22 protein-coding genes, 1 tRNA gene, 1 pseudogene and 1 riboswitch are annotated in these 25,776 nt (G+C 69.3%); of the genes and pseudogenes, 8 read left to right on the plus strand and 16 right to left on the minus strand.

Annotated elements, in window-relative coordinates; all coding sequences use genetic code 11:
* Positions 1 to 2: 2 nt before the first annotated feature.
* The 13 genes and pseudogenes from P1K89_RS00450 to P1K89_RS00510 all read right to left on the minus strand — a co-directional run bounded on the left by P1K89_RS00450 (position 3) and on the right by P1K89_RS00510 (position 14,181).
* Complete coding sequence (locus tag P1K89_RS00450) at positions 3 to 2,747, minus strand: type I restriction endonuclease subunit R (protein ID WP_284616281.1); 2,745 nt, start codon at positions 2,745 to 2,747, stop codon at positions 3 to 5.
* Between the two features lie 54 nt (positions 2,748 to 2,801).
* Positions 2,802 to 2,995: pseudogene (locus P1K89_RS00455) on the minus strand (transposase); the annotation flags it as partial.
* Positions 2,996 to 3,260: 265 nt separating this feature from the next.
* A tRNA-Asn gene (locus P1K89_RS00460) sits at positions 3,261 to 3,336 on the minus strand.
* A gap of 59 nt (positions 3,337 to 3,395) precedes the next feature.
* Complete coding sequence (locus P1K89_RS00465) at positions 3,396 to 5,528, minus strand: TonB-dependent siderophore receptor (protein WP_284614382.1); 2,133 nt, start codon at positions 5,526 to 5,528, stop codon at positions 3,396 to 3,398.
* A 78-nt stretch (positions 5,529 to 5,606) separates the two neighbouring features.
* Positions 5,607 to 5,711, minus strand: a riboswitch (TPP riboswitch).
* Positions 5,712 to 5,821: 110 nt separating this feature from the next.
* Entirely contained in the window at positions 5,822 to 6,871 is a 1,050-nt protein-coding gene (locus tag P1K89_RS00470) for an NAD(P)/FAD-dependent oxidoreductase (protein ID WP_284614383.1), read from the minus strand.
* A 43-nt stretch (positions 6,872 to 6,914) separates the two neighbouring features.
* Positions 6,915 to 7,238 carry a ferredoxin FdxA gene (gene fdxA, locus P1K89_RS00475; RefSeq protein ID WP_284614384.1) on the minus strand — a complete coding sequence of 108 codons (324 nt, stop codon included), beginning with the start codon at positions 7,236 to 7,238 and terminating at the stop codon, positions 6,915 to 6,917.
* Positions 7,239 to 7,320: 82 nt separating this feature from the next.
* Entirely contained in the window at positions 7,321 to 8,070 is a 750-nt protein-coding gene (cobA, locus tag P1K89_RS00480; RefSeq protein WP_284614385.1) for a uroporphyrinogen-III C-methyltransferase, read from the minus strand.
* 5 nt (positions 8,071 to 8,075) lie between these two features.
* Positions 8,076 to 9,386 (minus strand): sulfate adenylyltransferase subunit 1, encoded by a 1,311-nt coding sequence (locus tag P1K89_RS00485; protein WP_284614386.1) that lies wholly within the window; start codon positions 9,384 to 9,386, stop codon positions 8,076 to 8,078.
* Between the two features lie 2 nt (positions 9,387 to 9,388).
* Positions 9,389 to 10,348: a sulfate adenylyltransferase subunit CysD gene (gene cysD / locus P1K89_RS00490; RefSeq protein ID WP_284614387.1), complete on the minus strand. Its 960-nt coding sequence runs from the start codon at positions 10,346 to 10,348 to the stop codon at positions 9,389 to 9,391.
* Positions 10,345 to 11,121 (minus strand): phosphoadenylyl-sulfate reductase, encoded by a 777-nt coding sequence (locus P1K89_RS00495; RefSeq protein WP_284614388.1) that lies wholly within the window; start codon positions 11,119 to 11,121, stop codon positions 10,345 to 10,347. The genes cysD and P1K89_RS00495 overlap by 4 nt, the downstream gene beginning before the upstream one ends.
* 1 nt (position 11,122) lies before the next feature.
* Positions 11,123 to 11,674: a DUF934 domain-containing protein gene (locus P1K89_RS00500; RefSeq protein WP_284614389.1), complete on the minus strand. Its 552-nt coding sequence runs from the start codon at positions 11,672 to 11,674 to the stop codon at positions 11,123 to 11,125.
* Positions 11,675 to 11,690: 16 nt separating this feature from the next.
* Positions 11,691 to 13,382, minus strand: a complete 1,692-nt coding sequence (locus P1K89_RS00505; RefSeq protein ID WP_284614390.1) for a nitrite/sulfite reductase — start codon at positions 13,380 to 13,382, stop codon at positions 11,691 to 11,693.
* A gap of 31 nt (positions 13,383 to 13,413) precedes the next feature.
* On the minus strand, positions 13,414 to 14,181 hold the full coding sequence (locus P1K89_RS00510; protein ID WP_284614391.1) for a sulfite exporter TauE/SafE family protein: 768 nt from the start codon (positions 14,179 to 14,181) through the stop codon (positions 13,414 to 13,416).
* A 153-nt stretch (positions 14,182 to 14,334) separates the two neighbouring features.
* On the opposite strand from P1K89_RS00510, the gene P1K89_RS00515 reads away from it, so the two are divergent.
* Positions 14,335 to 15,231 (plus strand): patatin-like phospholipase family protein, encoded by an 897-nt coding sequence (locus tag P1K89_RS00515; protein WP_284614392.1) that lies wholly within the window; start codon positions 14,335 to 14,337, stop codon positions 15,229 to 15,231.
* Between the two features lie 255 nt (positions 15,232 to 15,486).
* Here the strand turns inward: P1K89_RS00515 and phaP are convergent, their stop codons facing one another.
* Positions 15,487 to 16,050 (minus strand): TIGR01841 family phasin, encoded by a 564-nt coding sequence (gene phaP, locus P1K89_RS00520; RefSeq protein WP_284614393.1) that lies wholly within the window; start codon positions 16,048 to 16,050, stop codon positions 15,487 to 15,489.
* A 183-nt stretch (positions 16,051 to 16,233) separates the two neighbouring features.
* Here phaP and P1K89_RS00525 point away from each other — a divergent pair, with 183 nt between their 5' ends.
* The 4 genes from P1K89_RS00525 to P1K89_RS00540 all read left to right on the plus strand — a co-directional run bounded on the left by P1K89_RS00525 (position 16,234) and on the right by P1K89_RS00540 (position 20,171).
* Positions 16,234 to 17,214, plus strand: a complete 981-nt coding sequence (locus P1K89_RS00525) for a histone deacetylase family protein (protein WP_284614394.1) — start codon at positions 16,234 to 16,236, stop codon at positions 17,212 to 17,214.
* The gene (locus P1K89_RS00530) at positions 17,211 to 17,657 is read left to right on the plus strand and encodes an acyl-CoA thioesterase (RefSeq protein ID WP_284614395.1); all 447 of its coding nucleotides are present in this window, start codon (positions 17,211 to 17,213) and stop codon (positions 17,655 to 17,657) included. Before P1K89_RS00525 ends, P1K89_RS00530 begins: the two co-directional genes overlap by 4 nt.
* A gap of 101 nt (positions 17,658 to 17,758) precedes the next feature.
* A complete protein-coding gene (locus P1K89_RS00535) occupies positions 17,759 to 19,180 on the plus strand; it encodes a sodium:proton antiporter (RefSeq protein WP_284614396.1) in 1,422 nt (473 codons plus the stop codon).
* 4 nt (positions 19,181 to 19,184) lie between these two features.
* Positions 19,185 to 20,171, plus strand: coding sequence for a 2-hydroxyacid dehydrogenase (locus P1K89_RS00540; protein ID WP_284614397.1), 987 nt, complete (start codon positions 19,185 to 19,187; stop codon positions 20,169 to 20,171).
* Between the two features lie 7 nt (positions 20,172 to 20,178).
* On the opposite strand, the gene P1K89_RS00545 is transcribed toward P1K89_RS00540, so the two are convergent.
* On the minus strand, positions 20,179 to 20,790 hold the full coding sequence (locus P1K89_RS00545; RefSeq protein WP_284614398.1) for a carboxymuconolactone decarboxylase family protein: 612 nt from the start codon (positions 20,788 to 20,790) through the stop codon (positions 20,179 to 20,181).
* On the minus strand, positions 20,756 to 21,964 hold the full coding sequence (locus P1K89_RS00550) for a YbfB/YjiJ family MFS transporter (RefSeq protein WP_284614399.1): 1,209 nt from the start codon (positions 21,962 to 21,964) through the stop codon (positions 20,756 to 20,758). The genes P1K89_RS00545 and P1K89_RS00550 overlap by 35 nt, the downstream gene beginning before the upstream one ends.
* A 65-nt stretch (positions 21,965 to 22,029) precedes the next feature.
* Here P1K89_RS00550 and P1K89_RS00555 point away from each other — a divergent pair, with 65 nt between their 5' ends.
* From P1K89_RS00555 to P1K89_RS00565, 3 genes are all read left to right on the plus strand, one after another.
* The gene (locus tag P1K89_RS00555) at positions 22,030 to 22,956 is read left to right on the plus strand and encodes a LysR family transcriptional regulator (protein WP_284614400.1); all 927 of its coding nucleotides are present in this window, start codon (positions 22,030 to 22,032) and stop codon (positions 22,954 to 22,956) included.
* A gap of 73 nt (positions 22,957 to 23,029) precedes the next feature.
* Positions 23,030 to 24,409, plus strand: coding sequence for a DNA recombination protein RmuC (locus P1K89_RS00560; protein ID WP_284614401.1), 1,380 nt, complete (start codon positions 23,030 to 23,032; stop codon positions 24,407 to 24,409).
* A gap of 202 nt (positions 24,410 to 24,611) precedes the next feature.
* Positions 24,612 to 25,775, plus strand: a complete 1,164-nt coding sequence (locus P1K89_RS00565; protein WP_350079684.1) for an MFS transporter — start codon at positions 24,612 to 24,614, stop codon at positions 25,773 to 25,775.
* Position 25,776: the final 1 nt, after the last annotated feature.

Genomic DNA, 25,776 nt, shown 5'->3' on the forward strand with positions numbered 1-25,776 from the left:
GGTTAGGCTGCGTCGTCCAACAGCTGGTTGGCCAAGGCGATGAGTTCGTTGATGTCCTGCGCAGGAAACAGCGCCTCCACACGACCCACGCGCGAAAGCGGGGGCTCGTTCAGCGCTGCGAGCGTGATGCGACCGTGACGAAGAACGGCGGCCTTCACTGCGCGCAAGAAGTTGAGCTGGTTGGCGCGCAGGTATCCGTGCTTCGAAATGAAGGTGTCAAACGCCGCATTGATCCGCTCTTCGCGGTTGGGCAGGTGTGCGCCTTCACATAGCATGTGCCGCAAAAAATCCGCAAGCGACGCAGCCGGCGCCTCGAAGGCCTTGCGCAGTGTCTCCTCCGTGACAAAGAGGTCCGCTTGATTCAGCGTGGCACTGATGCGCTCGATCTCGTCCTGGCCCAGGGTTTCGCCGTTCTTGAGTTTGGCCAGCTCGGGGAGTTGATCTGCCAGGCGGCGCACCAACGCTTCCACCTGCTCCCGATAGCTCTCTGCGAAGGCACCTTCGCCGGTCGGGCCGTAGATGATCCAGCTGCGTTGAGTGATGCTGTCGGGCAGGTTGATTTCCACCGTATTCCCAGCAGCGCGGGTGCGGTAGCGCATCAGCGGCGCAAACACGGTTTGCAGAGTGGCAAGCCGGTCCACATCAAGGTGCTTCCAGAACCCGTCGGACTGGACCCAGGAGCGCTGCTCGGCTACGCGCTGCACCTCGGGGATGCTATCGGCCAAGCTGGCCACCGCGCTCTGGATGCGCTCGCGTACCTTGCTCTGCTCATCGAGGTCGCCCTTGAGCCAGGCAACTGTCAGCCGCTCACACCAAATGCGGAACTGCAACTCGTCCAGTCCCGCTAGCGGCGCCAAGCGCATCAGCGGGCCAATGAGCAGCGACAGGTGTTCGAGCGTTTTAGGGTCGGGTGTGGGCCATTGCTGAGCCAGGGCGTCGAGCTCGTCCCAGTGCGGTCGGACATTGATGCTCTGGCGTGGCAGAGCCTGCAACATAGCTTGCAGCGCAGCAATGGCGTCCCGGGTGCCCTTTGCGTCGGGCTGCAGGCCGTGCAGCAACTGCCAAGCCTCCAGCCGCAGCCGAAACAAGCGCACGGGCAAGGGCTCGCTCGGGTGATCGATCTCACCGTCGGGCTTGAGCTTGAAGTAAGCGAAGTTCTTCCAGTGGTCGATGATCAGGAAGTCCTTCTTGATCTCGCCAGTGGCCTTGTCGACATGCAGACGCGTGCCGCGGCCGATCATCTGCCAGAACTTGACCTTGCTGAAGACCGGCTTGGCAAAGACCAAATTTTGAATGGCTGGAACATCGACGCCCGTATCGAGCATGTCCACTGAAATGGCTACTCGTGGCATGGTGCGAAACTTGAAGTCGTCGAGCGTGCTGTCGGCGCGTTCCATATGGCTGTCGATGATCTCGGCCAGGCCTTGGCGTTGCAGCTCTGGGTACAAGCGATTGAAGCTCTCGTACAGCCGCTTTGCGTGGGCGTGACTGACTGCAAAGATGATGGACTTGTGGGGGAGCCCTCGAATGTCCTTGCGGCTCTTGTCCATGAATTCGCGCACCATGGCGTCGTTCGTGCCTTGGTTGATGACGCCCTTCTCAATGTCGGAGCCGTCGAAATTGAGTTCGTCGGGTTCCACGCCTTGGTCACGCGCCATCTGCTGGAGCGGCTGTGGTAGGGCGTCGCCCTGGATCCCCTTCAACTGGAAGTTGGTTTGCGCGTCCAGCACGCGGTAGTTCACGAGGTTCTTCTCAGCGACAGCCTGCTCATAGCTGTAGTAATAGCTCGGCACGCCATCCCCGCAATCGAACAGTTCAAATGTGTTGTGGTCGATATAGTCGGTTGGCGTCGCCGTCAGGCCAAGATGAATGGCATCGAAGTGATCAAAGACGGCCTTGTAGCGCTGGTAGATTGAGCGATGACTTTCGTCGGCGACGATCAGATCGTAGTAGCCCACTGACAGGCGTGAGTACACCTGCATCATGCTGGGGTAGGTGGAGAACTGGATGCGTGCACCCGACGTTTCGCCAGACTCGATACGCGCCAGGCTTTCATTGGGCAGGTGCGTCTTGAACTCCGACATGGCCTGGCGCACCAACTCCCGACGGTCCGCCAGGAAGAGCACTCGCTGCACGCGCTTCGATCGCAGCAGGGTGTCAACGAGTGCGATGGTCGTTCGCGTCTTGCCTGTGCCGGTAGCCATCACCAACAGGAATTTCCGCTTGGCGGCGTCTACCCCTTCCGTAACTCGGCGGATGGCTTCGTTCTGGTAGTCGCGGCCGGCGATGCCCGCGTCGATCGCGATCCCGTCCAACGCCTGTGCGAACTGACTTTGGTGGCGCAGACGCTCGAGATCGTCCCTTGTGTAGAAGCCGGACACCTTTCGTGGCGGGTAGCGTTCGCGATCCCAGAACTGGATCTCTTTGCCATTGGTGAGGAAGATGAACGGGTCGTGGTCAAACTTGGACTTGATAGCGTCAGCGTAGTCGGCGGCTTGGCGCTTGCCGGCCAACTCGTCCCGCGCCGTCCGTTTGGCTTCCACGACTGCCAGCGGCTTGCCGTCGCTGCCGAGCAAGACGTAGTCTGCGAACTGCTGCCCGTCAAATGCGCGGTCTGGCTCTTTCGCTGTCACAACGAACTCTTCGATGAGGCTGCGGCGTGACTTGCTCCAGCCCGCTTGAGCAAGCTGGCTGTCGATGACCTGCGATCGCGTTGTTGCTTCGTTGGCGCTTGATGCAATCGACATGCGTGTCCTCCCTGGGGTGCTGCCGGTTCCTTGGACTCGATGAATCGAACATGCCTGCTCGGGCTTCATGACACCATTGCCGGGGGGACGATTGCTGCGGATCGGACGCCTGCCGTGAACCCATTTGCGCGACGCGTTCTCGTGTACGTCCAGTCACGAGAGGCCCGCGCTTCCGTCACGCCCCGTTCCTTGACTAGCCTCACGGCCTCAGGCTTGAACTCCCCGCTGAACTGCCGTCTCGTTCCCATCGCCCACCTCCGGTTCCATCTTCCACCGAAACAAGGTGTCTTTGAAACCGGCGGCAGCCCAATGCCGGCCCTCCATGCTTGGTGGGGCCTGGGCTGTCAATGCAGCCATTCAAGGCTACTCGCCGGTCGTCTGCTATCCGCGGGCGGCCGGTGCGTCTTGTAGTCATGGCGATCTCAGCCTGCTTGCCCCGCGCTTGCCCAGCCCACAAAGCAAAAAGCCCAACCGGTTAAGGCTGGGCTAAGTGCTTGCTATTACTAGCTTTTTTGGCTCCCCGACCTGGGCTCGAACCAGGGACCTACGGATTAACAGTCCGGCGCTCTACCGACTGAGCTATCGGGGAAGTGAGCCTCGCAGTATAGCCCAACTTTTTCGGCCGTCCAGATCGGCCGCCTCAAGCCGTCAAAACTGCACGTTCAGCGACGCGTGTGCGCGGCGCGGGGCCAGCGGGTACAGGTAGGCGTGGCTGAACTGGTACGGGGTCTCCTTCCAGGCACGGCGGTCGGCCACGTTGTCGATGCCGGCGCGCCAGGTCAGCGTGGTGGGGCCGGCCTTCATCGCGTAGCGCAGGCCCAGGTCGATGCGGGTCCAGCCGGCGGCGACGATGCTGTTGTCGGGCAGCACGGCGCGGTCGCCCTCGTGGCTGACGAAACCCAGCAGCGCCAGGCCGGGCAGGGTCGGCACGTTGTACGCGGCCTGGGCCTTGAGCGCGATCTTCGGCACGTTCGTGGGCCGCTTATCTTCGACGCTAGGGTTGCTGTTGCCTTCGATCCGGGCCTTGAGAAGCATCGCGCTTCCCCGCAGGCTGAAGGCACCCAGCCTGGCCTCGGCCTCGGCCTCGATGCCGCGGTGGCGCTGCTCGCCATCGGCGCGGCGGATGCAGGTGCCGTCGTCGTCGCAGCTGCCGATGTCGGCCCACAGCGGGCGGCGGATGTCGAAGAGGGTCACGCCGGCGTCGACCGCGGTGCTGCGGTGCTTCAGGCCGGCTTCGAGCTGCCGGCTCTTCAGCGCGGGCAGCGGCTGGCCGCGGTTGAGGTAGCGCGCACGGTTCGGCGCCACCTCGGTTTCCACGCCCTGGCCCCAGCTGGCGTAGGCCATCGTCGCGGGGCTCAGCTGGTGGCTGATGGCGAGCCACGGGGTGCTCAGCGTCTGCTCGTAGTCGGTCGGGCGCGAGCCGTCGGTGCGCACGCTGGCGCGCTCGACCTTCGAGCTGCGCAGGCCGGCCCACAGCGTGGTGTCTCGGGTGATCGCCACCTGGTCCTGCAGGCGCAGCTCGGTGCTGCGTTCGTCGCGGTTCGTGTTCTCGTCGGTCAGCGTCGGGTCGGCGGGGGCGATCGCGCTGCCGTCGATGTGGCCGACGCCCACCCAGTTGTAGGCCTGGCGGTTGAAGCGCGCGTCGAGGCGCGTGGCCATCAGGCCGACGGTGAAGCGGTGCTCCATGCCAGCCAGCGTGGTGCGGCCGCTCAGGGCGGCGTCCAGCACGTCGGTGTCGCGGCGTTCGCCTTCGCTGCGGAAGTCGTAGAAGTCGAACGTGCCGTCGCTGCAGTAGCGGTCGTAGTTGTTCTCGGCGCTGCAGCCGAAGGGGAAGGCCACGCGGTCGTCGCTGCGCAGGCGCTGGGTCATCGCCTGCACGCTGAGCTTCCAGTCGGGCCGCAGCTCGTGCGTGTAGCGCAGCGATGCGGTGCGGCCTTCCAGCACCACCGGCAGGCTCCACGGCTGGTTGTTGAGGTTGGTGCGCGGGTCGATGGCACCGGCATCGGGCAGGCGGCTGCCCAGCAGGCTGAAGCCGGGCAGGCTGGGCTGGCGCTGGCGGCTCCATTCGAGCTCGGCTTCGATGAGGCTCCCCGGGCCCAAGCGCGCGTCGGCGGCCAGTGCCAGCAGGTGGCGGCGGCCTTCGGCATGGCGCAGCTGCGGGTCCAGCTTCTCGGCGTCGGCGTTGATGCGCCAGCCGAATGATCCGGTAGCGCCGTTGGTGCCGCTGCGGTCGGACAGGTCCAGCGATGCGCCGACGCTGCCGCCTTGTTCCACGCCGATGGCTGCGCTGCGCAGCCCGGCCACCGGCCGCTTGACCACCAGGTTCACCAGGCCGCCGGGGGCGCTGGTGCCGGCCTGCAGGCCGGAGGTGCCCTTCAGCACCTCGATGGCCTGCTTGTTCGCCAGGCCGATGGCGGTCTCGGCATTGATCGGCAGACCGTCGCGGCGGTAGTTGTAGCGGTTGTCCAGCACGAAACCGCGGATGGTCAGGCTGCTCCAGTAGCCGGGTGAGTTGTAGGCGTCGCTCAGGCTGGCGTCGAGCCGGGTGATGTCGGCCAGCGTCGAGATCGCGGCGTCGGCCAGCTGGTCGGTGCCGATGGCGGTGGCCGACATCGGCAGCTTTCCGATCGGCACGCCGTTGAACCCGGCGACACTGGCATTGGCCTGCGTGCGGCCGGTGACGGTGACGGTTTGCGCCGCGGCGCTGCTGCTGTCCTGGGCCAGCGCCTGCAGCGCGGCGAGGGCCAGCGTTCCTAACGCGAAACAAGTGCGGAGTGCCATCGTGTGACCTTCGATGCGTCGATGGCAGGTGGGCAAACACTGCAGACGGTGCGCGCCGGGAGACGACAGAGTTGGCGCGCCGTTCGAGAGCTGCTTCCCTGCGCGAGGATTACCTCAGTCAGGTTCAAAGGGACTGTCTCAGTCGCGCCTGCTTGCACCGGCGCAACACCCCTAGCGAAGCCGCGCGGCCGGTCGGGTGGACCCGCCGCGAGGAGAACGGATTATCGACGACGGGTGTCGCTTGGTTGCGACGGCAGGGACATCGCAGCCTTGCGCTGCGTCAGTCGTCCAGGTCAGTCGTCGAACGAGGGCGTCTCGACGCCCAGCACCTTGTGCAACTTCGGGCTGGTGGTCGTGTACTGCAGCAGCACGCGCTTGTCGGGGAAGACGTAGGGCGCGGCGCCGAAGGCGGCCAGCGCCGCTTCGTGGAAGCCCGAGAGGATCAGCTTCTTCTTGCCCGGGTAGGTGTTGACGTCGCCGACCGCGAAGATGCCCGGGATGTTGGTCTCGAACTTCTCGGTGTCGACGGTGACCTGCTTGCGCTCGATGCCGAGGCCCCATTCGGCGATGGGCCCCAGCTTCGGGCTCAGACCGAAGAAGACCAGCAGCATCTCCAGCGGCACGATGCGCGTCACCGCGTCGGCGCCGGTGACCTTCAGGCCGGTGAGGCGGCCCGCCTTCTCTTCGATGCCGGTGGCCTGGCCGACGATGAACTGCATCTGCAGGGCATCGCACAGCTCGCGCATCTTGGCCACCGAGGCCGGCGCGGCGCGGAAGCCGTCGCGGCGGTGGACCAGGATGACGCTGGCGGCCTGGTTCGGCCCTTCCTGCGCGAAGTTCAGCGCCCAGTCCAGCGCCGAGTCGCCGCCGCCGACGATCACCAGTTCCTTGCCGGCGAACTGGGCGGGGTCGCGCACGCGGTAGAAGACCTGGCTGTCGTTGTACTTGTCGAGGCCCTCGACCTTCAGTTGCCGCGGCTGGAAGGCGCCGACGCCGCCGGCGACGAAGACGGTCTTCGTCAGGAACTGCGTGCCGCGGCTGGTCTCGACGAAGAAGCGGCCGTCTTCCTGGCGCTCGACGCGGGTGACTTCCTGGCCCAGGTGGAAGGTGGCGCCGAAGGGCTCGATCTGCTTGAGCAGGCTGTCGGTCAGCTCGCGGCCGGTGCACACGGGCACCGCGGGGATGTCGTAGATCGGCTTGTCGGGGTACAGCTCGATGCACTGCCCGCCGGGGTAGGCGAGCGAGTCGACGATGTGGGCCTTGATCTCCAGCAGGCCGAGCTCGAAGACCTGGAACAGGCCGACGGGGCCGGCGCCGACGATGACGGCATCGGTTTCGATCATCGGGAAGCGGCTGGATCGGCCCGGGTTGCGCCGACGGACCCGATCAGCGGATCAGTTCCTGGATCTTGTCCTTGCGGTCTTTCCACTCGTCCGCATCCGGCAGCGCGGCCTTGCGCTTGGTGATGCTGGGCCACTGCTTCGCGAGGTCGGCGTTGATCTTGATGAACGCCAGCTGGTCGCTCGGCACGTCTTCCTCGGGCAGGATCGCGTTGACCGGGCACTCGGGGATGCACACCGCGCAGTCGATGCACTCGTCGGGATCGATCGTGAGGAAGTTCGGGCCCTCACGGAAGCAGTCGACCGGACAGACGTCGACGCAGTCGGTGTACTTGCAGCGGATGCACGATTCGGTGACGACGTGGGTCATGGGTCTGGCCAGGGTTGTTGGCGGCGGTTGAAGGCGGCGCTGTAGCGGCGGTTGACGCGGCCGGGGCGACGAAAGGCGGATTTTAAGGCTGCGGCGTGGTCTGGGATGTCGCCTGGGTATCGGCCGTGACCGTGGGTCGATCCAGCGCAAGGGCGCCGGCGCCGACGGTGACGACCGCCGGCCGCCCGGCATGCAGCACCGCGGCATCGGCCAGCGACTCGACGCGGTGCGTGCTGGTGATCGCATCCGGCCAGCCGGCGCGCGACACCACGCAGGCCGGCGCCTCGGCCGGCCAGCCGGCTTCGCGCAGCTTGCGCGACAGCGCGCCGAGCTGACGGCCGGCCATGTAGAAGACCTCGGTGTCGGCGCTGCGCGTGGCCTGCAGCGTGCCGAGCTGCGTCATCGCGGTGGTCAGGCTCACGCTGCGGCCGCTGCCGCGGCGGGTCAGCGGACGGGCGCTGTCGGCGGCGGCGGCCAGCGCGGCGGTGACGCCGGGCACGATCTCGTAGTCGATGCCGTGGCGCTGCAGCGCCTGCAGCTCTTCCTCGAGCCGGCCGAAGACGCTGGGGTCGCCGCCTTTCAGGCGCACGACGACGTCATGGGCTTGGGCCTCGCGCACCAGTCGCGCGTTGATCGCCTCCTGGTTCGCCGCCGGACCGAAGCCGCGCTTGCCGACGTCGACCCAGCGCGCCTGCGGTGCGAGCTCGCGCAGCGCGGGGTCGGTCAGCGCGTCGAACAGCACGACGTCGGCGGCGGCCAGCCGGCGCACGCCGCGCACGGTGATCAGGTCGGCCGCACCGGGCCCGGCACCGATGAAGATCACGCGGCCCATGGTGCTTACGCGGCGTTGGCCTTGCGCACCAGCAGCGCGCCGCTGGTGCGGTTGCTCGCGGGGTCGACCACGATCAGCGCGCCGCCGACGCGGTTGGTCTCGTAGGCCTCCAGCGGCAGCGGCTGCTGCAGCTCGACCGTGACGTGGCCGATCTCGTTGACGGCGAGCTCGTGCGCACCGGTCGGCTCCAGCGTATGGATGTCCAGGCGGTGCTCGATCGACGCGATGCGCGCCTGCACCCAGCGGTTGCCGTGGCGCACCCAGTACTTGCGGCCGACCTGCGCGGGCTCGGTGTCCAGCCAGGCCAGCGTGGCGTCGAAGCGCTGCGTGGGCTTCAGGCTGTCGGGACTGGCGATCCAGTCGCCGCGCGAGATGTCGAGCTGGCGGTCGAGCACGATGCCGGCCGATTCGCCGGCCTGGGCCGACGGCACGGTGCTGCCGGCGCGACGCACTTCGGCGACGGTCGCGCGTTCACCGCTCGGGAAGACCTGGATCGAGTCACCCGCGCGCACGTTGCCGTGGGCGATGCGGCCCCAGAAGACGCGCGGCAGGTGGCCGGCGCCATCGGCTTCGACGCCGGCATCGCGCGCGACGTACTGCACCGGCTGCAGCAGTTCACCGGCGGTGCGCTCCTGCGTCGTCGGCAGCGATTCCAGCAGCTCGAGCAGCGACGGGCCGTCGTACCACGCGGCGTCGAGCTTGCGCGTGACGTTGTCGCCGCGCAGCGCGCTGACCGGGATGATGCCGGCCACGTCGCGGATGACGGCTTCTTCGGCGAAGTTCAGCAGCGCATCGCGCGTGGCCTCGAACGCGGCCTGCGGCTGGTCGACGGCGTCGAGCTTGTTCACCGCGAACACGATGCTCGGCACGCGCAGCAGGTGTGCCAGCAGCGCGTGGCGGCGTGTCTGCGGCAGCAGCTGAACCGGCTTCTGCTGCCAGTCGATCTTCGTGATGTCCACCAGCACGACGGCGGCATCGCTGCCCGCGGCCGCGGTGACCATGTTGCGCGTGTACTGCTCGTGGCCCGGCGCGTCGGCGATGATGAACTTGCGCTGGCGCGTCGCGAAGTAGCGGTAGGCGACGTCGATCGTGATGCCCTGTTCGCGCTCGGCCTCCAGGCCGTCGGTCAGCAGCGACAGGTCGATCGGCTCGCCGGCGGCGCGCTTGTGCAGGTTGTCGAGCTGGTCGGCGAGGATGGCCTGCGCATCGAACAGCAGGCGGCCGATCAGCGTGCTCTTGCCGTCGTCGACGCTGCCGGCGGTCAGGAATCTCAGGGCGCGGTGGTCGGGTTGTTGTTGCTTCAGCACGGCGCTCATGATCAGAAATACCCTTCCTTCTTGCGGCGCTCCATCGAGGCATCCGACGTGCGGTCGTCCATGCGCGTGGCGCCGCGCTCGCTGACGGTCACGGTCAGCGTCTCGGCGACGATGTCGGCGGCGGTCTCGGCGCCGCTTTCGACCGGGCAGGTGCAGGTCATGTCGCCGACGGTGCGAAAGCGCACGGTCGCGGTCTCGACCGTCTCGCCGGCCGCCGGCGGCGTCACGCCGGTCACCGGCACCAGCAGGCCCTTGCGGCGGATCACCTCGCGCTGGTGCGCGAAGTACAGGTTCGGCAGCGGGATGTTCTCGCGCGCGATGTAGAGCCAGACGTCGAGCTCGGTCCAGTTCGAGATCGGGAACGAGCGGAAGTGCTCGCCGGGGCGGTGGCGGGTGTTGAACAGCGTCCACAGCTCGGGCCGCTGCTCCTTCGGCTGCCATTGGCCGAAGCTGTCGCGGTGGCTGAAGATGCGCTCCTTCGCGCGCGCCTTCTCCTCGTCGCGCCGCGCGCCGCCGATCAGGCAGTCGAAGCGGTGTTCTTCGATCGCTTCGAGCAGGGTCACGGTCTGGTGGCCGTTGCGCGATTCGAGCGGATCGGCCAGGCGCACGGTGCCGCGCTTGATCGAATCCTCGAGGTGGCCGACGACCAGGCGCTCGCCCATCTCGGCGACACGCTGGTCGCGGAACTCGATCACCTCGGGGAAGTTGTGGCCGGTGTCGACGTGCAGCAGCGGGAAGGGCAGCTTGCCCTTGAAGTCATTGCCGTCGATGCGCGTCTTGAAGGCCTTCTCGGCGAGACGGAGCACGACGCACGAATCTTTGCCGCCGGAGAACAGCAGCGCGGGACGCTCGAACGTGGCCGCGACCTCGCGCAGGATGAAGATCGCCTCTTCCTCCAGCCAGTCGAGGTGGCGGTGGTCGAGTTCGGGCAGCAGTTGGTCGAGGTCGACGCGGGCATTCATACACGGTTCTCCACGGGGCGCTGCAGCAGGCTGACGGCGCCGCCTTCTTGTTCGTCGGCGGCTGCACTGACGTGCAGGCCGCACTCCTTGGCGTTGTCCTGTTCCCACCACCAGCGGCCGGCGCGGAAGTCTTCGCCGACGGCGATGGCCCGGGTGCACGGCGCGCAACCGATGCTCGGCATGAACTGGTCGTGCAGCGGGTTGTACGGGACGTCGTTGCTGGCGATGTAGTGCCAGACGTCGTTCCAGGTCCAGTCGGCGAGCACGTTGAGCTTGGCGCGGCCGGCGTCGTCGCGGTCCTCGAACGGCACCTCGCCGCGCGCATCGCTCTGCTCGCGGCGCAGGCCGGTGATCCACGCGCTGCGATCGGCCAGCATGCGCGACAGCGGCTCGAGCTTCCTCAGCCCGCAGCAGGCCTTGCGCAGCTCCAGGCTCTTGTACATCGGCTCTTCGCCGTTCTGCTTCACGAAGTGCACGACCGCCTGGTGCTTCGGCTGGTAGACCTCGACCTTGAGCCGATAGCGCTGCTCGATGCGGCCGATCAGCGCGACGGTTTCGGGATGCAGCTTGCCGGTCTCCAGCGTGCCGATCGCGATGGGCAGGTGATGGCGCGCGATCAGGTCGGTGATCACCATGTCCTCGGCGCCGAGGCTGGTGGCCTGCACGATGCGGCCGGCATGATCATGCGCGGCCTGCTTCAGCTGCGCGACGGTGCGCGCGACGCGGTCTTCGAAGCCCGGGGTGGCGCGGGCGTAGAGGTCGATCGCGCTCATGTCAGATCCCCTCGCCGACGAACGAATCGGCCTTGCGCTGCGCGTGCGCCTGGGCCTCGGCCGCGACATCGCGCGCGAAGGCGGGCTGCGTCTGCTTGACGTCGCCCTGGTAGTGGCCGGGGAAGAAGTTCAGCGCGCGGCGCGCCGACTCCAGCTTCTGGTCATGGCGCAGCTTCACCGCGTCGAAGCCGGTGCGGGCCAGCAGCGGCATCATGTCGACGACCACGTCGCCGGTGGCGCGCACTTCGCCCGCGTAGCGGTAGCGCGAGCGCAGCAGGCGCGCCTGGCTGTAGGCCCGGCCGTCGATCCACTTCGGGAACTGCAGGGCGATCAGCGCCAGGCGCGGCAGGTCGGGCACCAGCGTCTCGATGTCGGTGTCGTTCGGAACGATGACGCCGGTGGGCAGGTTTGCGGGCCACGACTCGCGCACCGCGTGCCATTGCTCCAGGCTCAGCAGCAGGTGCGCGCGCGGCGCGGGGTTCTGGATCGGGCCGTCTTCGCCGCCGGCGACGTGCCACTGGTCGTGGTGGGTGTCGATGAACTTCATGGTCATGGCGTTCAGAAGGCGGTCAGGCGGCGGTGAGGTGGCGCTGCGCATCGGCGGCGGTCTTGAACGGCGCGGGGCCGATGCGGCGCACGGTGTCGATGAAGCGCTCGCCGGCGCTGCGCTCGCGGCGGTAGACGTCGATCAGCGCCTCCAGCACGTCGGGCACTTCCTCGGCGGCGAACGACGGGCCGATCACCTTGCCGGGCACCGCGGTGCCGGACAGCGTCGAGCCGTCGGAGCCGGCCAGCGACACCTGGTACCACTCGCTGCCGTCCTTGTCGACGCCGAGGATGCCGATGTGGCCGCTGTGGTGGTGGCCGCAGCTGTTGATGCAGCCGCTGATGTGCAGGTCGATGTCGCCGATGTCGTAGACCGCGTCCAGGTCGTCGAAACGTTCGGTGATCGCCGCGGCGATCGGGATCGAGCGTGCGTTGGCCAGCGCGCAGAAGTCACCGCCGGGGCAGGCGATCATGTCGGTCAGCAGGCCGATGTTCGGCGTCGCGAAGCTGGCGTCGCGCGCGGCCTGCCACAGCGCGCGCAGCTCGCTCGCGCGCACCCAGGGCAGCAGCAGGTTCTGGTCGTGCGTGACGCGCAGCTCGCCGTGGCTGAAGCGGTCGGCGAGGTCGGCGGCCAGCTCCATCTGCACATCGGTCACGTCGCCGGGCGCCTGGCCCGGGCGCTTCAGCGACAGCGTGACGGCGCGGTAGCCCGGCACCTGGTGCGCATGAACGTTGCGCTCGAGCCAGCGGCTGAAGGCCTGGGGGCGGTCGACGTCGTCTGGCCGCGTCTCTTCGGCGATAGGCGCCACGCCCGCCGGGCGCACGAAGCAGGCGGCGACACGGTCGAATTCGGCCTGCGGGATCAGGTGGGCGCTGCCGGCGGCGTCGTCCTCGAGGATGTGCTTGAACTCCGCGGCGACGGCGTCGAAGAACTTCTTGCCTTCGGCCTTCACCAGGATCTTGATGCGGGCCTTGTAGGCGTTGTCGCGCCGCCCGTAGCGGTTGTAGACGCGCACGATCGCCTCGATGTAGCAGAGGATCTGCTGCCACGGCACGAAGGCGCTGGCGACCTGGCCGATCACCGGCGTGCGGCCCATGCCGCCGCCCACCAGCACCTCGAAGCCCACGTCACCGGCCGCGTTCTTCTTCAGCTGCAGGCCGATGTCGTGCCAGGCGATCGCGGCGCGGTCTTCCTTCGCGCCGGAGACGGCGATCTTGAACTTGCGCGGCAGGAAGGCGAACTCGGGGTGCAGCGTGCTCCACTGGCGCAGGATCTCGCAGTAGGGCCGCGGGTCGACGATCTCGTCGGCGGCGACGCCGGCGGTGGCGTCGCTGGTGATGTTGCGGATGCAGTTGCCGCTGGTCTGGATGCCGTGCATGTCGACATCGGCCAGCAGCTCCATCACGTCGGCGGCCTTGGGCAGCGGAATCCAGTTGAACTGGCAGTTCTGGCGCGTCGTGAAGTGGGCGTAGCCGCGGTCGAACTCGCGGGCGATGCGGGCCAGGCGGCGCAGCTGGTTCGCGCTGAGTTCGCCGTAGGGCACGGCGATGCGGGCCATCGGCGCATGGCGCTGCACGTACCAGCCGTTCTGCAGGCGCAGCGGGCGGAAGTCGTCATCGGAGAGCTCGCCGCGCAGGTTGCGCTCCAGCTGGTCGCGGAACTGCGCCGCGCGGGCGTGCACGAACTGGCGGTCGAAGTCGGTGTAGGCGTACATCGGGTGCTCTTCTTGTGGGTTCAGTCGGTGCTCAGTGGATCACCTTCAGGCCGGCGCCGACCAGCGACAGGCACAGCAGCGTGCGCACGATGCGCTCGGGCATGGCCTTCGTCAGGTGGGCGCCGATCCAGATGCCGGGCAGCGAGCCGATCAGCAAAGCGCCGAGCAGGCCCCAGTCGATGTGGCCCAGCGTGGCGTGGCCGATGCCGGCGACGAGCGTCAGCGGCACGGCGTGCGCGATGTCGGTGCCGACCAGGCGCTGCGCCGGCAGGCGCGGGTACAGCAGCAGGATCAGCGTCGCGCCGACGGCGCCGGCGCCGATCGAGCTCAAGCTCACCAGCACGCCCAGCAGCACGCCGGCGGCGATCGTCAGGCCGCGCTTGCGGCTCTCGGGCAGCCAGCGCTCCAGGCGGATGCCGACGGCCTGCCAGGCCTGGCGGTAGAAGACCGTGACGGCGGTCAGCAGCAGCGCGATGCCGAGCGCGAGGGTGAGCGCGCTGGCCCAGCCCTTGGTGACGCCGGTGAGGTGCATCATGCCGATCGTCGCGATCGACGCCGGGATGCTGCCCAACAGCATCAGGCCGGTGATGCGGTAGTCGACATGGCCGTGGCGGTGGTGGGCCCACGAACCGCCGGACTTGGTGATCGCGGCGAACCACAGGTCGGTACCGATGGCCACCGCCGGGTGCAGCTTGAAGACGCTGATCAGCAGCGGCGTCATCAGCGAACCGCCGCCCACGCCGGTCATGCCGACGATGGCGCCGATGCCGAACCCACTGACGATCGCCAACCAATCCATGAATGCTCCAAGGCGTGCGGCCGGGCGGCCGTCCGAGTGGCGGACTGTAGTAAACCCGTATATAGATGAGAACTACATATAAGTTGTCTGCAAATTCTTCTGCGGAATTTAGAGATGCAAGCCGGGACCGGCCGTTTCCTAGAATCGCAGCCGATGAACCGTCGTGATGCCTGCCTGGGGCTCGCCGCGCTGCTCGCGCTGGCCGGCTGCCAGACCACCCCGCGGCCGGTGAGCCCTGCACCGCCGCCCGCCACCCCTGAACCCCCGCCGCGCCCGCCGAAGATCGGCCTGGCGCTGGGCGGCGGCGCCGCGCGCGGCTTCGCGCACATCGGCGTCATCCAGGTTCTGGAAGAAGCCGGCATCCGGCCGGAACTGGTCGTCGGCACGTCCGCCGGCAGCCTGGTCGCGGCGATGTACGCCGCCGGGCGCTCGGGCGCCGAGCTGGCGCGCATCGCGCTGGCGATGGACGAATCGGCGATCACCGACTGGTCCTTCCCCGGCCGCGGGCTGATCCGCGGCGAAGCGCTGGCGCGCTACGTGCGCGAGCAGACCGGCGGCAAGTCGATCGAGCAGTTGCCGCTGCCGCTGGGCATCGTCGCCACCGACCTCGACAGCGGCGAGGCCGTGCTGTTCCAGCGCGGCGATCCCGGCGTCGCGGTGCGGGCATCCAGCGCGGTGCCGGCGGTGTTCCAGCCGGTGAAGATCGGCACGCGCGAATACGTCGACGGTGGCCTCGTGTCGCCGGTGCCGGTGCGCTTCGCCCGCCAGATGGGTGCGGAGCTGGTGATCGCGGTCGACATCTCGACCGCCCCGGACGGCAACCCGACCGGCGACATGATGCGCCTGCTGCTGCAGACCTTCGCGATCATGGGCCGCAGCATCAACCGCTTCGAGCTGAAGGAAGCCGACGTCGTGCTGCGACCGAAGCTGCGGGGCTTCTCGGGCGCCGACTTCACCGTGCGCAGGCAGACCATCGATGCCGGGCGCGAAGCGGCGCTCGCCGCGCTGGGGCCGCTGAAGCAGCGGCTGGCCGCGTTGGCGGCGCACTGACGGACTGGCTCCGCCAAGAGCCGGAACCGCGGGGTAACAGGCGTTGCCGCCAAAGAAAAAGCCCGCAAGCCGAAGCCTGCGGGCTGAAGGTACCTTGAAAGGGGGTTTCGAGAGGTACCGAGGAGACAACCTTTCACCCTGACCGCAGCGCGCTAACGCCACGGTCGCTGGTCTGAGGCCCGGGCCGGCGGATTGGTTCCGCCTTTCTCCGTGACACGACCCGCTTCAGGCCCGCGACTGCGCGGGCCTGGGTCATCAGGCGGCGCGCTTGGCCGGCTTGACGGAAGCGGCCTGCGACGCCTTCACGGCCGTCGTGGTGACGGCATTGAAGTTGGCTTCGGCGATGTCGGCAGCCTGCTTGGCGGCCTTGTTGACCGACTCGTAGGCGTTGTTGGCGGCGGTGATCGCCGACTTGACCAGCGTCACGGCGTTCTCGGTGCCGGCCGGGGCGTTCTTGACGGCGGTGTCGACGGCCGACAGGAACTTCTTCTGCAGCTCGGCGAGCTGGGTCTCGGCGGTCTTGGTGACTTCGCTGTTGGTCGCGCTGGCGATGTCGTACAGGTGACGGCTGTAGGCAGCGGCCTTCTCGGCCGACGGCTGCAGCAGGCTGGCTTGCAGGGCCAGCAGCTCTTGCGCGTCCTTGACGGCCAGCACGGCCAGGGTGTTCTCGGCGACTTCGCCCAGCGCGGTCTTCGCGACTTGCAGGTTCAGTTCGACCAGCTTCTCGACGCCTTCGAAGGCCTTGTTGGTCAGACCGAACAGGGTCTCGATGTTGGCCTTGTTGGCGGCGGCGAATTGCTCGGGGGTCAGGTAGGACATGTGCGGCTCCGTAGGAAGTGGGTAGATCTGAATTCCGATGTTGCACTGCAACATGACCCGAAGTATAGAGGCCGGCGACGTGATTGCAAGACATTTTTGTTGCGGTGCAGCAATCTAGGGATGCCGGCCTAGTTCAGCCCTGGATCGATCCGTTACCGCCGCTTCGCCACAATGCCGTCATCGATGCAAGTCTTCAGCAACGACCGTTTCGCGCTGGCACTGCCCGCGGGCCACACGTTCCCGATGCCGAAGTACCGGCTGCTGCGCGAACGGGTACAGGCCGAGCTGCCCGAACTGCGGCTCGCCGAAGCCGAGGCGGCTTCCGAAGGCGAGCTCGCGCTGGCCCACACGCCCGACTACATCGGCTCGGTCTTCGCCGGCACGCTGCCCGGGCCGGCACAGCGGGCGATCGGGTTTCCGTGGTCGCCGCAGATGGTGGAGCGCTCGCGGCGCTCGGTCGGCGCGACGATCGCCGCGGCCCGCGCCGCGCTGGCCGAAGGCGTCGGCCTGCAGCTAGGCGGCGGCACGCACCACGCCTACGCCGACCGGGGCGGCGGCTACTGCGTATTCAACGACGTGGCCGTGGCGGCGCGACTGATGCAGGCGGAGGTGCACCGGCGCGAGCGCCGCCTGCTGCGGGTCTGGGTGATCGACCTCGACGTGCACCAGGGCAACGGCACCGCGGCGATCTTCCAGGACGATCCGACCGTCTTCACGCTGTCGCTGCACGGCGCGAAGAACTTCCCGTTCCGCAAGGAGCGCGGCGACCTCGACGTCGAGCTGCCCGACGGCTGCCGCGACGAGGCCTACCTCGATGCGCTGGACCGCGCGTTCGAACAATCCTGGCAGCGCCAGCGCGAAGCGCCGCCCGGCCTGGTCTTCTACCTCGCCGGTGCCGACCCGCACGAGGATGACCGGCTCGGGCGGCTGAAGCTCAGCCTGGCGGGCCTGGCCGAACGCGACCGCCGAATCTTCGATCGCCTGCTGCACCACCGCGTGCCGGTCGTCGTGACGATGGCCGGCGGTTATGGCCGGGACATCGCGGTGACGGTCGCCGCGCAGATGGAGACGGTCCGCCTGGCGCTCGGCGCCTGGAACCGCTGGCAGACCTGCCATGCGCGCGACAGCGCGCCGGCGGCCGGCTGGCAACAATCGCCCGCATGAGCATTCGTCCGATACCCGAGGGCCGCGAGACCTTCCGCCACCACGCCCGCATCACCACGCGCTGGATGGACAACGACCTCTACGGCCACGTCAACAACGTCCAGTACTACAGCTACTTCGACACGGTGGTGAACCGCTACCTGATCGAGGCCGGTGCGCTCGACATCCATGCCGGCGCGGTGATCGGCCTCGTCGTCGAGACGCACTGCAACTACTTCGCGCCGCTGTCGTTCCCGATGGAGGTCGAGGCCGGGCTGCGTGTCGCGCATGTGGGCAGCTCGAGCGTGCGCTACGAGATCGGCCTGTTCGCGCCGGGAGAGCCCCTGGCAGCGGCGATCGGCCATTTCGTGCATGTCTACGTCGACCGCCAGACGCGCCGGCCCGTGCCGCTGCCCGACGCGCTGAAGCAGGCGCTGCAGCCGCTGCGTCCGATCGGCGGCTGACTGCGGGTTGTCCCGAGCGGCGGATTCAGCCGCCGTTCAGCCGCGCGCGCAGTGCGCTTCCTAGAATGCGCCGCCATTGCCCACCAACGCGGAAGCTGCGCATGCGATTCGGTCGAACCCTGCCCCTGCTGTCGTTCGGGCTCGGCCTCTGGACAGTGGCCACCGCGGCGACGGCGGCCGAGGTGAACGGTGCGGCGCTCGCCGCGTGGTGGGGGCTGCCCTTTGCCGGCGTGCTGCTGTCGATCGCGTTGATGCCGCTGCTGGCACCCCAGGTCTGGCACCACCACTACGGCAAGATCGCCGCCGGCTGGGCACTGGCCTTCGTGCTGCCCTTCGCGGCCAGCTACGGCGCCGGCACCGCGGCGCAGGCGCTGCTGCACACGCTGCTGGCCGAGTACCTGCCGTTCATCATCCTGCTCACGGCGCTGTTCACCGTCTCGGGCGGCATCTACGTGCGCGGCAACCTGCACGGCAGCCCCGCGCTGAACACCGGCCTGATGGCCATCGGCGCGGTGCTCGCGAGCCTGATGGGCACCACCGGCGCGTCGATGCTGCTGATCCGGCCGCTGATTCGCGCCAATGACAACCGGCGGCACGTCGCGCACGTCGTCATCTTCTTCATCTTCATCGTCAGCAATGCCGGCGGCTCGCTGACGCCGCTGGGCGATCCGCCGCTGTTCCTCGGCTTCCTGAAGGGCGTGGAGTTCACCTGGACGCTGAAGCACCTGTTTCCGGAGACGCTGTTCCTCGTCGGGGCGCTGCTGGCGATCTTCTTCGCGCTCGACAGCTACTGGTACCGCCGCGAGGGCGTGCTGCCCGTCGACCCCACGCCCGACGCGGCCCCCACCTTCGGCCTGGACGGCAAGGTGAACCTGCTGTCGCTGGCCGCCATCGTGGCGCTGGTGCTGATGAGCGGCACCTGGCAGCCGGGCATCGCCTTCGACGTCTGGGGAACGACGGTCGAACTGCAGCAGCTGGTGCGCGACGGCCTGCTGATCGTCGTCACGTTCGTGTCGCTGGCGATCACGCCGCAGTCGGTGCGGCTGGCCAACCAGTTCGGCTGGGGGCCGATGCAGGAGGTCGCCAAGCTCTTCATCGGCATCTTCGTGACGATGCTGCCGGTGCTCGCGATGCTGAAGGCTGGCGAGTCCGGCGCCTTCGCCGCCGTGACGCGCGCGGTGACGGGTGCCGACGGCCAGCCGCTGCCGTGGGCCTACTTCTGGTTCAGCGGCATCCTGTCGTCCTTCCTCGACAACGCGCCGACCTACCTCGTCTTCTTCAACCTCGCCGGCGGCGATCCGCAGCAGCTGATGGGGCCGCTGGCGACGACGCTGGCCGCCATCTCTGCCGGCTCGGTCTTCATGGGCGCGAACAGCTACATCGGCAACGCGCCGAACTTCATGGTCAAGGCGATCGCCGAGGACCGCGGCATCCGCATGCCCAGCTTCTTCGGCTACATGCTGTGGTCCGGCACCATCCTGATACCGCTGTTCGTGCTGATCACGTTCATCTGGATGACCTGAGGCCATGAACCAGATCCTGGTCGCGATTCCCGTGTTCGACGACGTGCTGGCGCGCCTGCGCGAGCACTTCGAGGTCGACAGCTGCGGCGACGCGCCGATCACCGCGCGCGACGAGCTGATCCACCGGCTGCAGGGCCGGCGCGGCGTCTTCGTCGCCGGCACGCCGACGATCGATGCCGCGCTGCTCGATGCCTGCCCCGACCTGCGCGCGGTCTGCAGCATGGCGGTGGGCTTCAACAACATCGACGTGCCGGCCTGCACGGCGCGCGGCGTGCTGGTCAGCAACGCGCCCGGCGTGCTGACCGAGACGACCGCCGACTTCGGCTTCGCGCTGATGATGGCCACCGCGCGCCGCATCGCCGAAAGCGAACACTTCCTGCGCGCCGGCCGCTGGACCGAATGGCGCTACGACCTCTTCGCCGGCGCCGACGTGCACGGCGCGACCCTGGGCGTACTCGGCATGGGCCGCATCGGCCAGGCGATCGCGCGGCGCGGCGCACTGGGTTTCGGCATGCCGGTGATCTACCACAACCGCTCACGGCTCGACGCGGCCGTCGAGCAGGAACTGGGTGCGCGCTGGGTCGACAAGGCGACGCTGATGCGCGAGGCCGACCACCTGGTGATCGTCGTGCCGTACAGCCCGGCCTCGCACCACCTCGTCGGCGCGGCCGAGCTGGCGTTGATGAAGCCGACCGCCACGCTGACCAACGTCGCGCGTGGCGGGGTCGTCGACGACGCGGCGCTGGCGCAGGCGCTGCGCGAGCGCCGCATCGCGGCCGCGGGCCTGGACGTGTTCGAAGGCGAGCCGGCCGTGCACCCCGCGCTGCTGGAGGTGCCGAACGTCGTGCTGACGCCGCACATCGCCAGCGCCAGCCTGCCGACGCGGCGCGCGATGGCCAACCTGGCGGCCGACAACCTGATCGCGGCGCTGGGTGGCGGCGCCGGCCAGCCGCCGACGGCGCTGAATCCCGAGGTGCTGCCGCTGCGCTAGCGCCGGATCAGAGCGGCCACGACGGCAGCGGCGTGACGTCGGCGGTCGGCCGCGAGGGCGTGCGCGCGACGTTCATCACCCACGACACCATCACGAAGTAGCCGACCAGCGTCGACAGCTCGACGACGCCGGCTTCGCCGAAGGTCTCGACCGCAAGGGCGTAGGTGGCATCGGCGAGGCCGTTGCGCTGCAGCAGTTCGGTCGCGACGTCGACCGCCACCTGCTCGTCGGCCTTCAGGCCCTCGGGCCGCGCGGCGACCCGCACCGCTTCGAGCGCGGCGGCCGCGACGCCGGCGGCTTCGGCCAGCGGCCGGTGCATCACCCACTCGAACTGGTTGCCGACCTCGCGTGCGGCGACGCAGATCGCGAGCTCGCGCACGCGGGCGTCGAGCGTGCCCCCGAATCGCAGCGCCTCGCCGAGCTGCGCGACGCGGTCCAGCAGCGCCGGCGTGCGCAGCAGCGGCACGAAGGGGCCATAGACGGCCTTGCGCGGCCCGTCGATCAACGCCTGCGCGGCGGCGCGCTGCTCGGCGTTCAGCTGATCCATCGGCGGCAGCGGCAGGCGTTCGCCGCCGCGCCCCTGTTCAACGGGGCGCGGCGAGGGGGTCGGTTCGGACATGCGGACTCTCCTGTTTGAAACGCAGCCAGCCGGCACTGGCGACCAGCAGCAACGCCGCCAGCAGCAGCGTCGACTCGATGCCGGTGCGACCCGGCAGCGGCGCGCGCGACCAGGCCAGCGCGACCAGCGGGCCGGCGATCTGGCCGAGCGCGAAGGCCGCCGTCATGCGGCCGAGCAGCGGCGCGGGGTGCGCGGGTGCCAGCAGCCGGGCCTGCTGCAGCCCGGCCATCGTCGCGACCATGAACGAGCCTCCGACCGCGAGCGCCGCGAAGCCTATCAGCCAAGGCGAGCGGCCCAGCAGCGGCGCCGCGCAGCCGGCCGCCAGCAGCAGGTGGCAGGCGGCCCAGACGTCCAGTTGGCGCCAGCGGCGCAGCGCGCGGGCCGCGAGCAGCGTCGACGCCGCCGCGGCGAGGCCGAACACCGGCCACGCCAGACCGAAGCGCTGCGGATCGTCGACCAGCTCGCGCGCCAGCGCCGGCAGGTAGGTTGCCGGCAGGATGTAGGCGAAGCCGAAGGTCGCGTAGCAGGCGATCAGGCCGGTGCTGCCGCGCGGCAGCGGCGCGCGCGGCGGCGGCGGGGTGGCCACCGACGCGGCTGCGCCTGGTCGCCAGCAGGCGGCGATCACCGCCGTCGCGGCCAGCGCCAGCGCGCCGAGCTGCCACCACAGCGCGGCCGCGCCGTCGGCGGCCCGCCACCACGCCAGGGCACCCGCCGCCGCAATGCCGCAGCCGACCCCCGCGAAGACCACGCCGCCGAGCGATGCCCGTCCGAGGCGGGCCAGCTCGCCAAGCGCCCAGATGCTGATGCCGACCATCACCCAGGCGCTGAACACGCCGGCCAGGCCGCGCAGCACCAGCCAGGCGGGCAGGCCGTGCAGCGCACCGGCACCGGCGGTCACCGCGGCGGTCGCCAGCAGGCCGCCGAGCACCAGCCGGCGTGGCCGGCGCGCGAGCGCCGCGGCGCTGAGCGCACCGGCGAAATAGCCGAGGTAGTTCACCGCCGCGAGCGCCGCGCCGCCGTCGCCGTCGAGCAGGCCTTCGCGCTGCATCAGCGGCAGCAGCGGCGTGAACGCGAAGCGGCCGATGCCCATCGCGACCGCCAGCGCCAGCAGCGCGGCCAGGGAGACCCGCAGCGCGTCGGCGCGGGCGGTAGGGGGCGATGCCGGGGGGGCCATGCGCCGCATTGGAGCGGTTTCCGCTCCGCTGCACAAATGAATAATCGAGAACTATCATTCTCGTCATGAGAACACTCGACCTCGACTCGCTGGAGATCTTCCGCAGCGTTGCGCGCGAGGGCGGCGTGATCCGCGCGGCGGCGCGGCTGAACCGCGTGCAGAGCAACGTCACCACGCGCATCAAGCAGCTCGAGGAGCGGCTGGGCGTCGCGCTGTTCAAGCGCCAGGGTCGATCGCTGGCGTTGACGGCCGAAGGCGAGGGCCTGCTGGTGCATGCCGAGCAGTTGCTGCGGCTGGCCGACGAAGCCGAGAGCGCGTTGCGCGAAGGGCCGGCCCGAGGACCGTTCCGCCTGGGCGCGCTGGAGAGCACGGCCGGCAGCCGCCTGCCGGCGATCCTGGCGCGTTACCACCGGCTGCATCCGGCGGTGGTGATCGAGCTGAGCACCGCGAACACCGGCGCGCTGCTGCAGCGCGTGCTCGACTACCGTATCGAAGCGGCCTTCGTCAGCGAGCCCTTCACCGCGCCGGGCCTGCAGACGATGCCGGTGTTCGAGGAGGAGCTGGTGCTGATCACCGCGCGCGGCCATGCGCCGGTGAAGCGCGCGGCGGACCTCGGGCGCGGCACGATCCTGGCGTTCGCGCAGGGCTGCTCGTACCGCAAGCGGCTCGAAGACTGGTTCGGCCAGGCCGACGTGCTGCCCGAGCGTGTGCTGGAGTTCGCCAGCTACCCGGCGATCATCGCCTGCGTCGCCGCCGGCACCGGTTGTGCGATCGCGCCGCGTTCGGTGCTGCAGACCCTGCGCGCCGCGGCCGATGTCGCCGAGCATGTCCTGCCCGAGCGCGTGCGCCGCAACCGCACGCACCTGGTCTGGCGCGGCGATCCGTCGCCGGCACTGCAGCGGCTGATCACGCTGCTCGATGCGTTGCCGCCGGCGGCGCGTGCATCCGCGCTGCCCGCCCGTCGCAAGGCTGCTGACACAATCGCTGGATGACCTGCCCCCAGCTCACTCCGTTCGCGGCCCCCGAGGGGCGCTCAGTGCCCTTCGGGCGGCCGGGCGGGCACTGATGACTGAATGGATCGTGCTGGCGCTGCTGGCACTCGATACGCTGCTGCTGATCGGCTGGTGGCTGCGGTCGGGGGACAAGGAGCGGCGGGCGCGCGAGGACGAGGCGCAGCGCGCGCAGCGGTCGCGCGACGAGGAATACCAGCGCGCGCTGCGCACCGAGCTGCAGGACGGTGCGCGGGCGACGCGTCAGGAGCTGGCCGGCTCGCTGGCCCTGCTGCAGCAGACCCTGCTCGCGCAGAGCGGCGACGTCGCGCGCACGCAGAACGAGCAGATCGATTCCTTCCGCGGCCAGCTCGCGCAGCACCAGCAGGCGGTCGCGCAGTCGCTGCAGGCGCTGACCGCGCAGCTGACCGAACACCTGCGGGCGATGAGCGAGGCCAACGAGCGGCGCCTGGCCGAAGTGCGCCAGGCCGTCGAAGGGCGCCTGCTCGCACTGCAGGACGGCAACGAGAAGAAGCTCGAGCAGATGCGCGCGACGGTCGACGAAAAGCTGCACGCGACGCTCGAGCAGCGGCTGGGCGAGAGCTTCAAGCAGGTCGCCGAGCGGCTCGAGCAGGTGCACCGCGGCCTGGGCGAGATGCAGGTGCTGGCGCGCGACGTCGGCTCGCTGAACCGCGTGCTGACCAACGTGAAGACGCGCGGCATCTTCGGCGAGGTGCAGCTGGCCGGCCTGCTGGAGCAGGTGTTCACGCCCGAGCAGTACGCGGCCAACGTCGAGACCGTGCCGGGCAGCGGGGCGCGGGTCGAGTTCGCGATCAAGCTGCCGGGCCGCCATGGCCACGAGGCGGGCACGCACGTCTGGCTGCCGATCGACGCCAAGTTCCCGCGCGAGGACTACGAGCGCCTGCTCGAGGCGCAGGAGCGTGCCGACGTGGCCGGTGTCGAGTCCGCGGCGCGCGCGATCGAGAGCCGCATGAAGCTCGAAGCGCGCACGATCCGCGAGAAGTACCTCGCCGCGCCGCACACCACCGATTTCGCGATCCTCTTCGTGCCGACCGAGAGCCTGTATGCCGAGGTGCTGCGCCGCCCCGGTCTCGTCGAGCACCTGCAGCGCGAGCACCGCATCATGCTGGCCGGGCCGACCACGCTGCTGGCCACGCTGTCGAGCCTGCAGATGGGCTTCCGCACGCTGGCGCTGGAACGCCGCAGCGCCGAGGTCTGGCAGGTGCTGGGCGCGGTGAAGACCGAGTTCGCGAAGTTCGGCGAGGTGCTGGCGCGCACGCGCAAGAAGCTGCAGGAGGCCGGCAATACGATCGAGGCCGCCGAAGTGCGCACGCGGGCGATGGCGCGCCAGCTGCGCGGTGTCGAGGCGGTGGGCGATGCCTATGCGCAGCAGGTGCTGCCCGGCATTCCGGCGGAGGGCGATGACGAGGCCTGAGCCGCCGCCGGGCCGCCCCAAGGCGGCTCGGCCTTGCAGGCCGCGCTGGTCCTGGCGGACCGGCCGTTCGCCAGGCGAGAACAGTCCGCCGGACTGTCCTCGTCCGGGCTCACCCCCCTCGGGGGGCAGGAGCGAAGCGACGTGGGGGCCGCCTGACGGCTCGAACGGCGCGGCGAACAACGCTGCGCAGTTTCTGCCGGCCTTGATCGCCGGGCAGATCGCGCTGCATGCGGCGATGGCCGGCCAGCGCATGGCGGCGCCGCTGCAGGCGCTGCAGCAGGGCTACAGCGCGTGGTCCGTGGGCGTGCTGCTGGCGCTGTTCGCCGCGCTGCCGGTGGTCACCGCGCTGGCCGCCGGGCGCATGGCCGACCGGCATGGCTACCACCGGCCGCTGCGGGTGGCGGTCGGCGCGACGATGGTCGGCGCCGGCCTCGCGTTCATCGCCTGCTTCGTCGACGGCTGGTGGCGCTTCGGCCTGCTGTGCGTCGGCGCGGCCCTCAGCGGCGTCGGCACCAACGTCGGCCTGATCGCGATCCAGCGCACCGCGGGCATGCTGGCGGTCAGCTCGACCGAGCGGCTGCGCGTCTTCAGCTGGCTGGGCATGGCACCGTCGCTGGCCAACGTGGTCGGGCCGGTGGCCGCGGGTTTCATGATCGATGCCGGCGGCTTCGCATCGGCCTATGCGCTGATGTGCGCGCTGCCGCTGGGCTCGCTGGTCGCGGCGCGTTATGTGCCGGTGGTCGCGCGCCAGGGGCCCGCGCGCGGCAGCGCCGCCGGCGGCGGCGCCTGGGACCTGCTGGCCACGCCAGGGCTGAAGCGGCTGCTGTTCGTCAACTGGCTGCTGTCGGCGAGCTGGGACGTGCACAGCTTCGCGGTGCCGGTGCTCGGCCATGGCCGCGGCTACAGCGCATCGACGATCGGCCTCGTGCTCGGCAGCTTCACGCTGGCGGTGACGCTGGTGCGCTTCGTGATCCCGATGGTCGCGCACCGCCTGCGCGAAGTGACCGTGCTGCGTTTCGCGATGGTGCTGACCGGCGTGGTGTTCGCCGCCTATCCGTTCGCGCAGACCGCGTGGCTGATGGGCATCTGCGCGACCCTGCTCGGCTTCACGCTCGGCGCGGTGCAGCCGATGATCATGTCGACCCTGCACCACCTGACGCCCGAGCACCGCCATGGCGAGGCGATCGCCTTCCGCTCGATGGCCATCAACGCGTCCAGCAGCGTGATGCCGCTGGCCTTCGGCGTGCTGGGCTCGATGCTCGGGCCGGGCGTGATGTTCTGGATCATGGGCGCCGCGGTCGGTGCCGGCAACTGGGTCGCGAAGGGCATCACGCGCGCGGCGACGGCCGGCGATCCGGCCCGTTAGG

Origin of the sequence: Aquabacterium humicola (genome assembly GCF_030167915.1) — a bacterium.
GTDB classification, from domain to species: domain Bacteria; phylum Pseudomonadota; class Gammaproteobacteria; order Burkholderiales; family Burkholderiaceae_C; genus Pseudaquabacterium; species Pseudaquabacterium humicola.

Excerpts from the sequence above, each read along its gene's own strand:
- P1K89_RS00450 (WP_284616281.1), bottom strand. The coding sequence starts at position 2,747 with ATGTCGATTGCATCAAGCGCCAACGAAGCAACAACGCGATCGCAGGTC.
- P1K89_RS00465 (WP_284614382.1), bottom strand. The coding sequence starts at position 5,528 with ATGGCACTCCGCACTTGTTTCGCGTTAGGAACGCTGGCCCTCGCCGCG.
- P1K89_RS00470 (WP_284614383.1), bottom strand. The coding sequence starts at position 6,871 with ATGATCGAAACCGATGCCGTCATCGTCGGCGCCGGCCCCGTCGGCCTG.
- fdxA (WP_284614384.1), bottom strand. The coding sequence starts at position 7,238 with ATGACCCACGTCGTCACCGAATCGTGCATCCGCTGCAAGTACACCGAC.
- cobA (WP_284614385.1), bottom strand. The coding sequence starts at position 8,070 with ATGGGCCGCGTGATCTTCATCGGTGCCGGGCCCGGTGCGGCCGACCTG.
- P1K89_RS00485 (WP_284614386.1), bottom strand. The coding sequence starts at position 9,386 with ATGAGCGCCGTGCTGAAGCAACAACAACCCGACCACCGCGCCCTGAGA.
- cysD (WP_284614387.1), bottom strand. The coding sequence starts at position 10,348 with ATGAATGCCCGCGTCGACCTCGACCAACTGCTGCCCGAACTCGACCAC.
- P1K89_RS00495 (WP_284614388.1), bottom strand. The coding sequence starts at position 11,121 with ATGAGCGCGATCGACCTCTACGCCCGCGCCACCCCGGGCTTCGAAGAC.
- P1K89_RS00500 (WP_284614389.1), bottom strand. The coding sequence starts at position 11,674 with ATGACCATGAAGTTCATCGACACCCACCACGACCAGTGGCACGTCGCC.
- P1K89_RS00505 (WP_284614390.1), bottom strand. The coding sequence starts at position 13,382 with ATGTACGCCTACACCGACTTCGACCGCCAGTTCGTGCACGCCCGCGCG.
- P1K89_RS00510 (WP_284614391.1), bottom strand. The coding sequence starts at position 14,181 with ATGGATTGGTTGGCGATCGTCAGTGGGTTCGGCATCGGCGCCATCGTC.
- P1K89_RS00515 (WP_284614392.1), top strand. The coding sequence starts at position 14,335 with ATGAACCGTCGTGATGCCTGCCTGGGGCTCGCCGCGCTGCTCGCGCTG.
- phaP (WP_284614393.1), bottom strand. The coding sequence starts at position 16,050 with ATGTCCTACCTGACCCCCGAGCAATTCGCCGCCGCCAACAAGGCCAAC.
- P1K89_RS00525 (WP_284614394.1), top strand. The coding sequence starts at position 16,234 with ATGCAAGTCTTCAGCAACGACCGTTTCGCGCTGGCACTGCCCGCGGGC.
- P1K89_RS00530 (WP_284614395.1), top strand. The coding sequence starts at position 17,211 with ATGAGCATTCGTCCGATACCCGAGGGCCGCGAGACCTTCCGCCACCAC.
- P1K89_RS00535 (WP_284614396.1), top strand. The coding sequence starts at position 17,759 with ATGCGATTCGGTCGAACCCTGCCCCTGCTGTCGTTCGGGCTCGGCCTC.
- P1K89_RS00540 (WP_284614397.1), top strand. The coding sequence starts at position 19,185 with ATGAACCAGATCCTGGTCGCGATTCCCGTGTTCGACGACGTGCTGGCG.
- P1K89_RS00545 (WP_284614398.1), bottom strand. The coding sequence starts at position 20,790 with ATGTCCGAACCGACCCCCTCGCCGCGCCCCGTTGAACAGGGGCGCGGC.
- P1K89_RS00550 (WP_284614399.1), bottom strand. The coding sequence starts at position 21,964 with ATGGCCCCCCCGGCATCGCCCCCTACCGCCCGCGCCGACGCGCTGCGG.
- P1K89_RS00555 (WP_284614400.1), top strand. The coding sequence starts at position 22,030 with ATGAGAACACTCGACCTCGACTCGCTGGAGATCTTCCGCAGCGTTGCG.
- P1K89_RS00560 (WP_284614401.1), top strand. The coding sequence starts at position 23,030 with ATGACTGAATGGATCGTGCTGGCGCTGCTGGCACTCGATACGCTGCTG.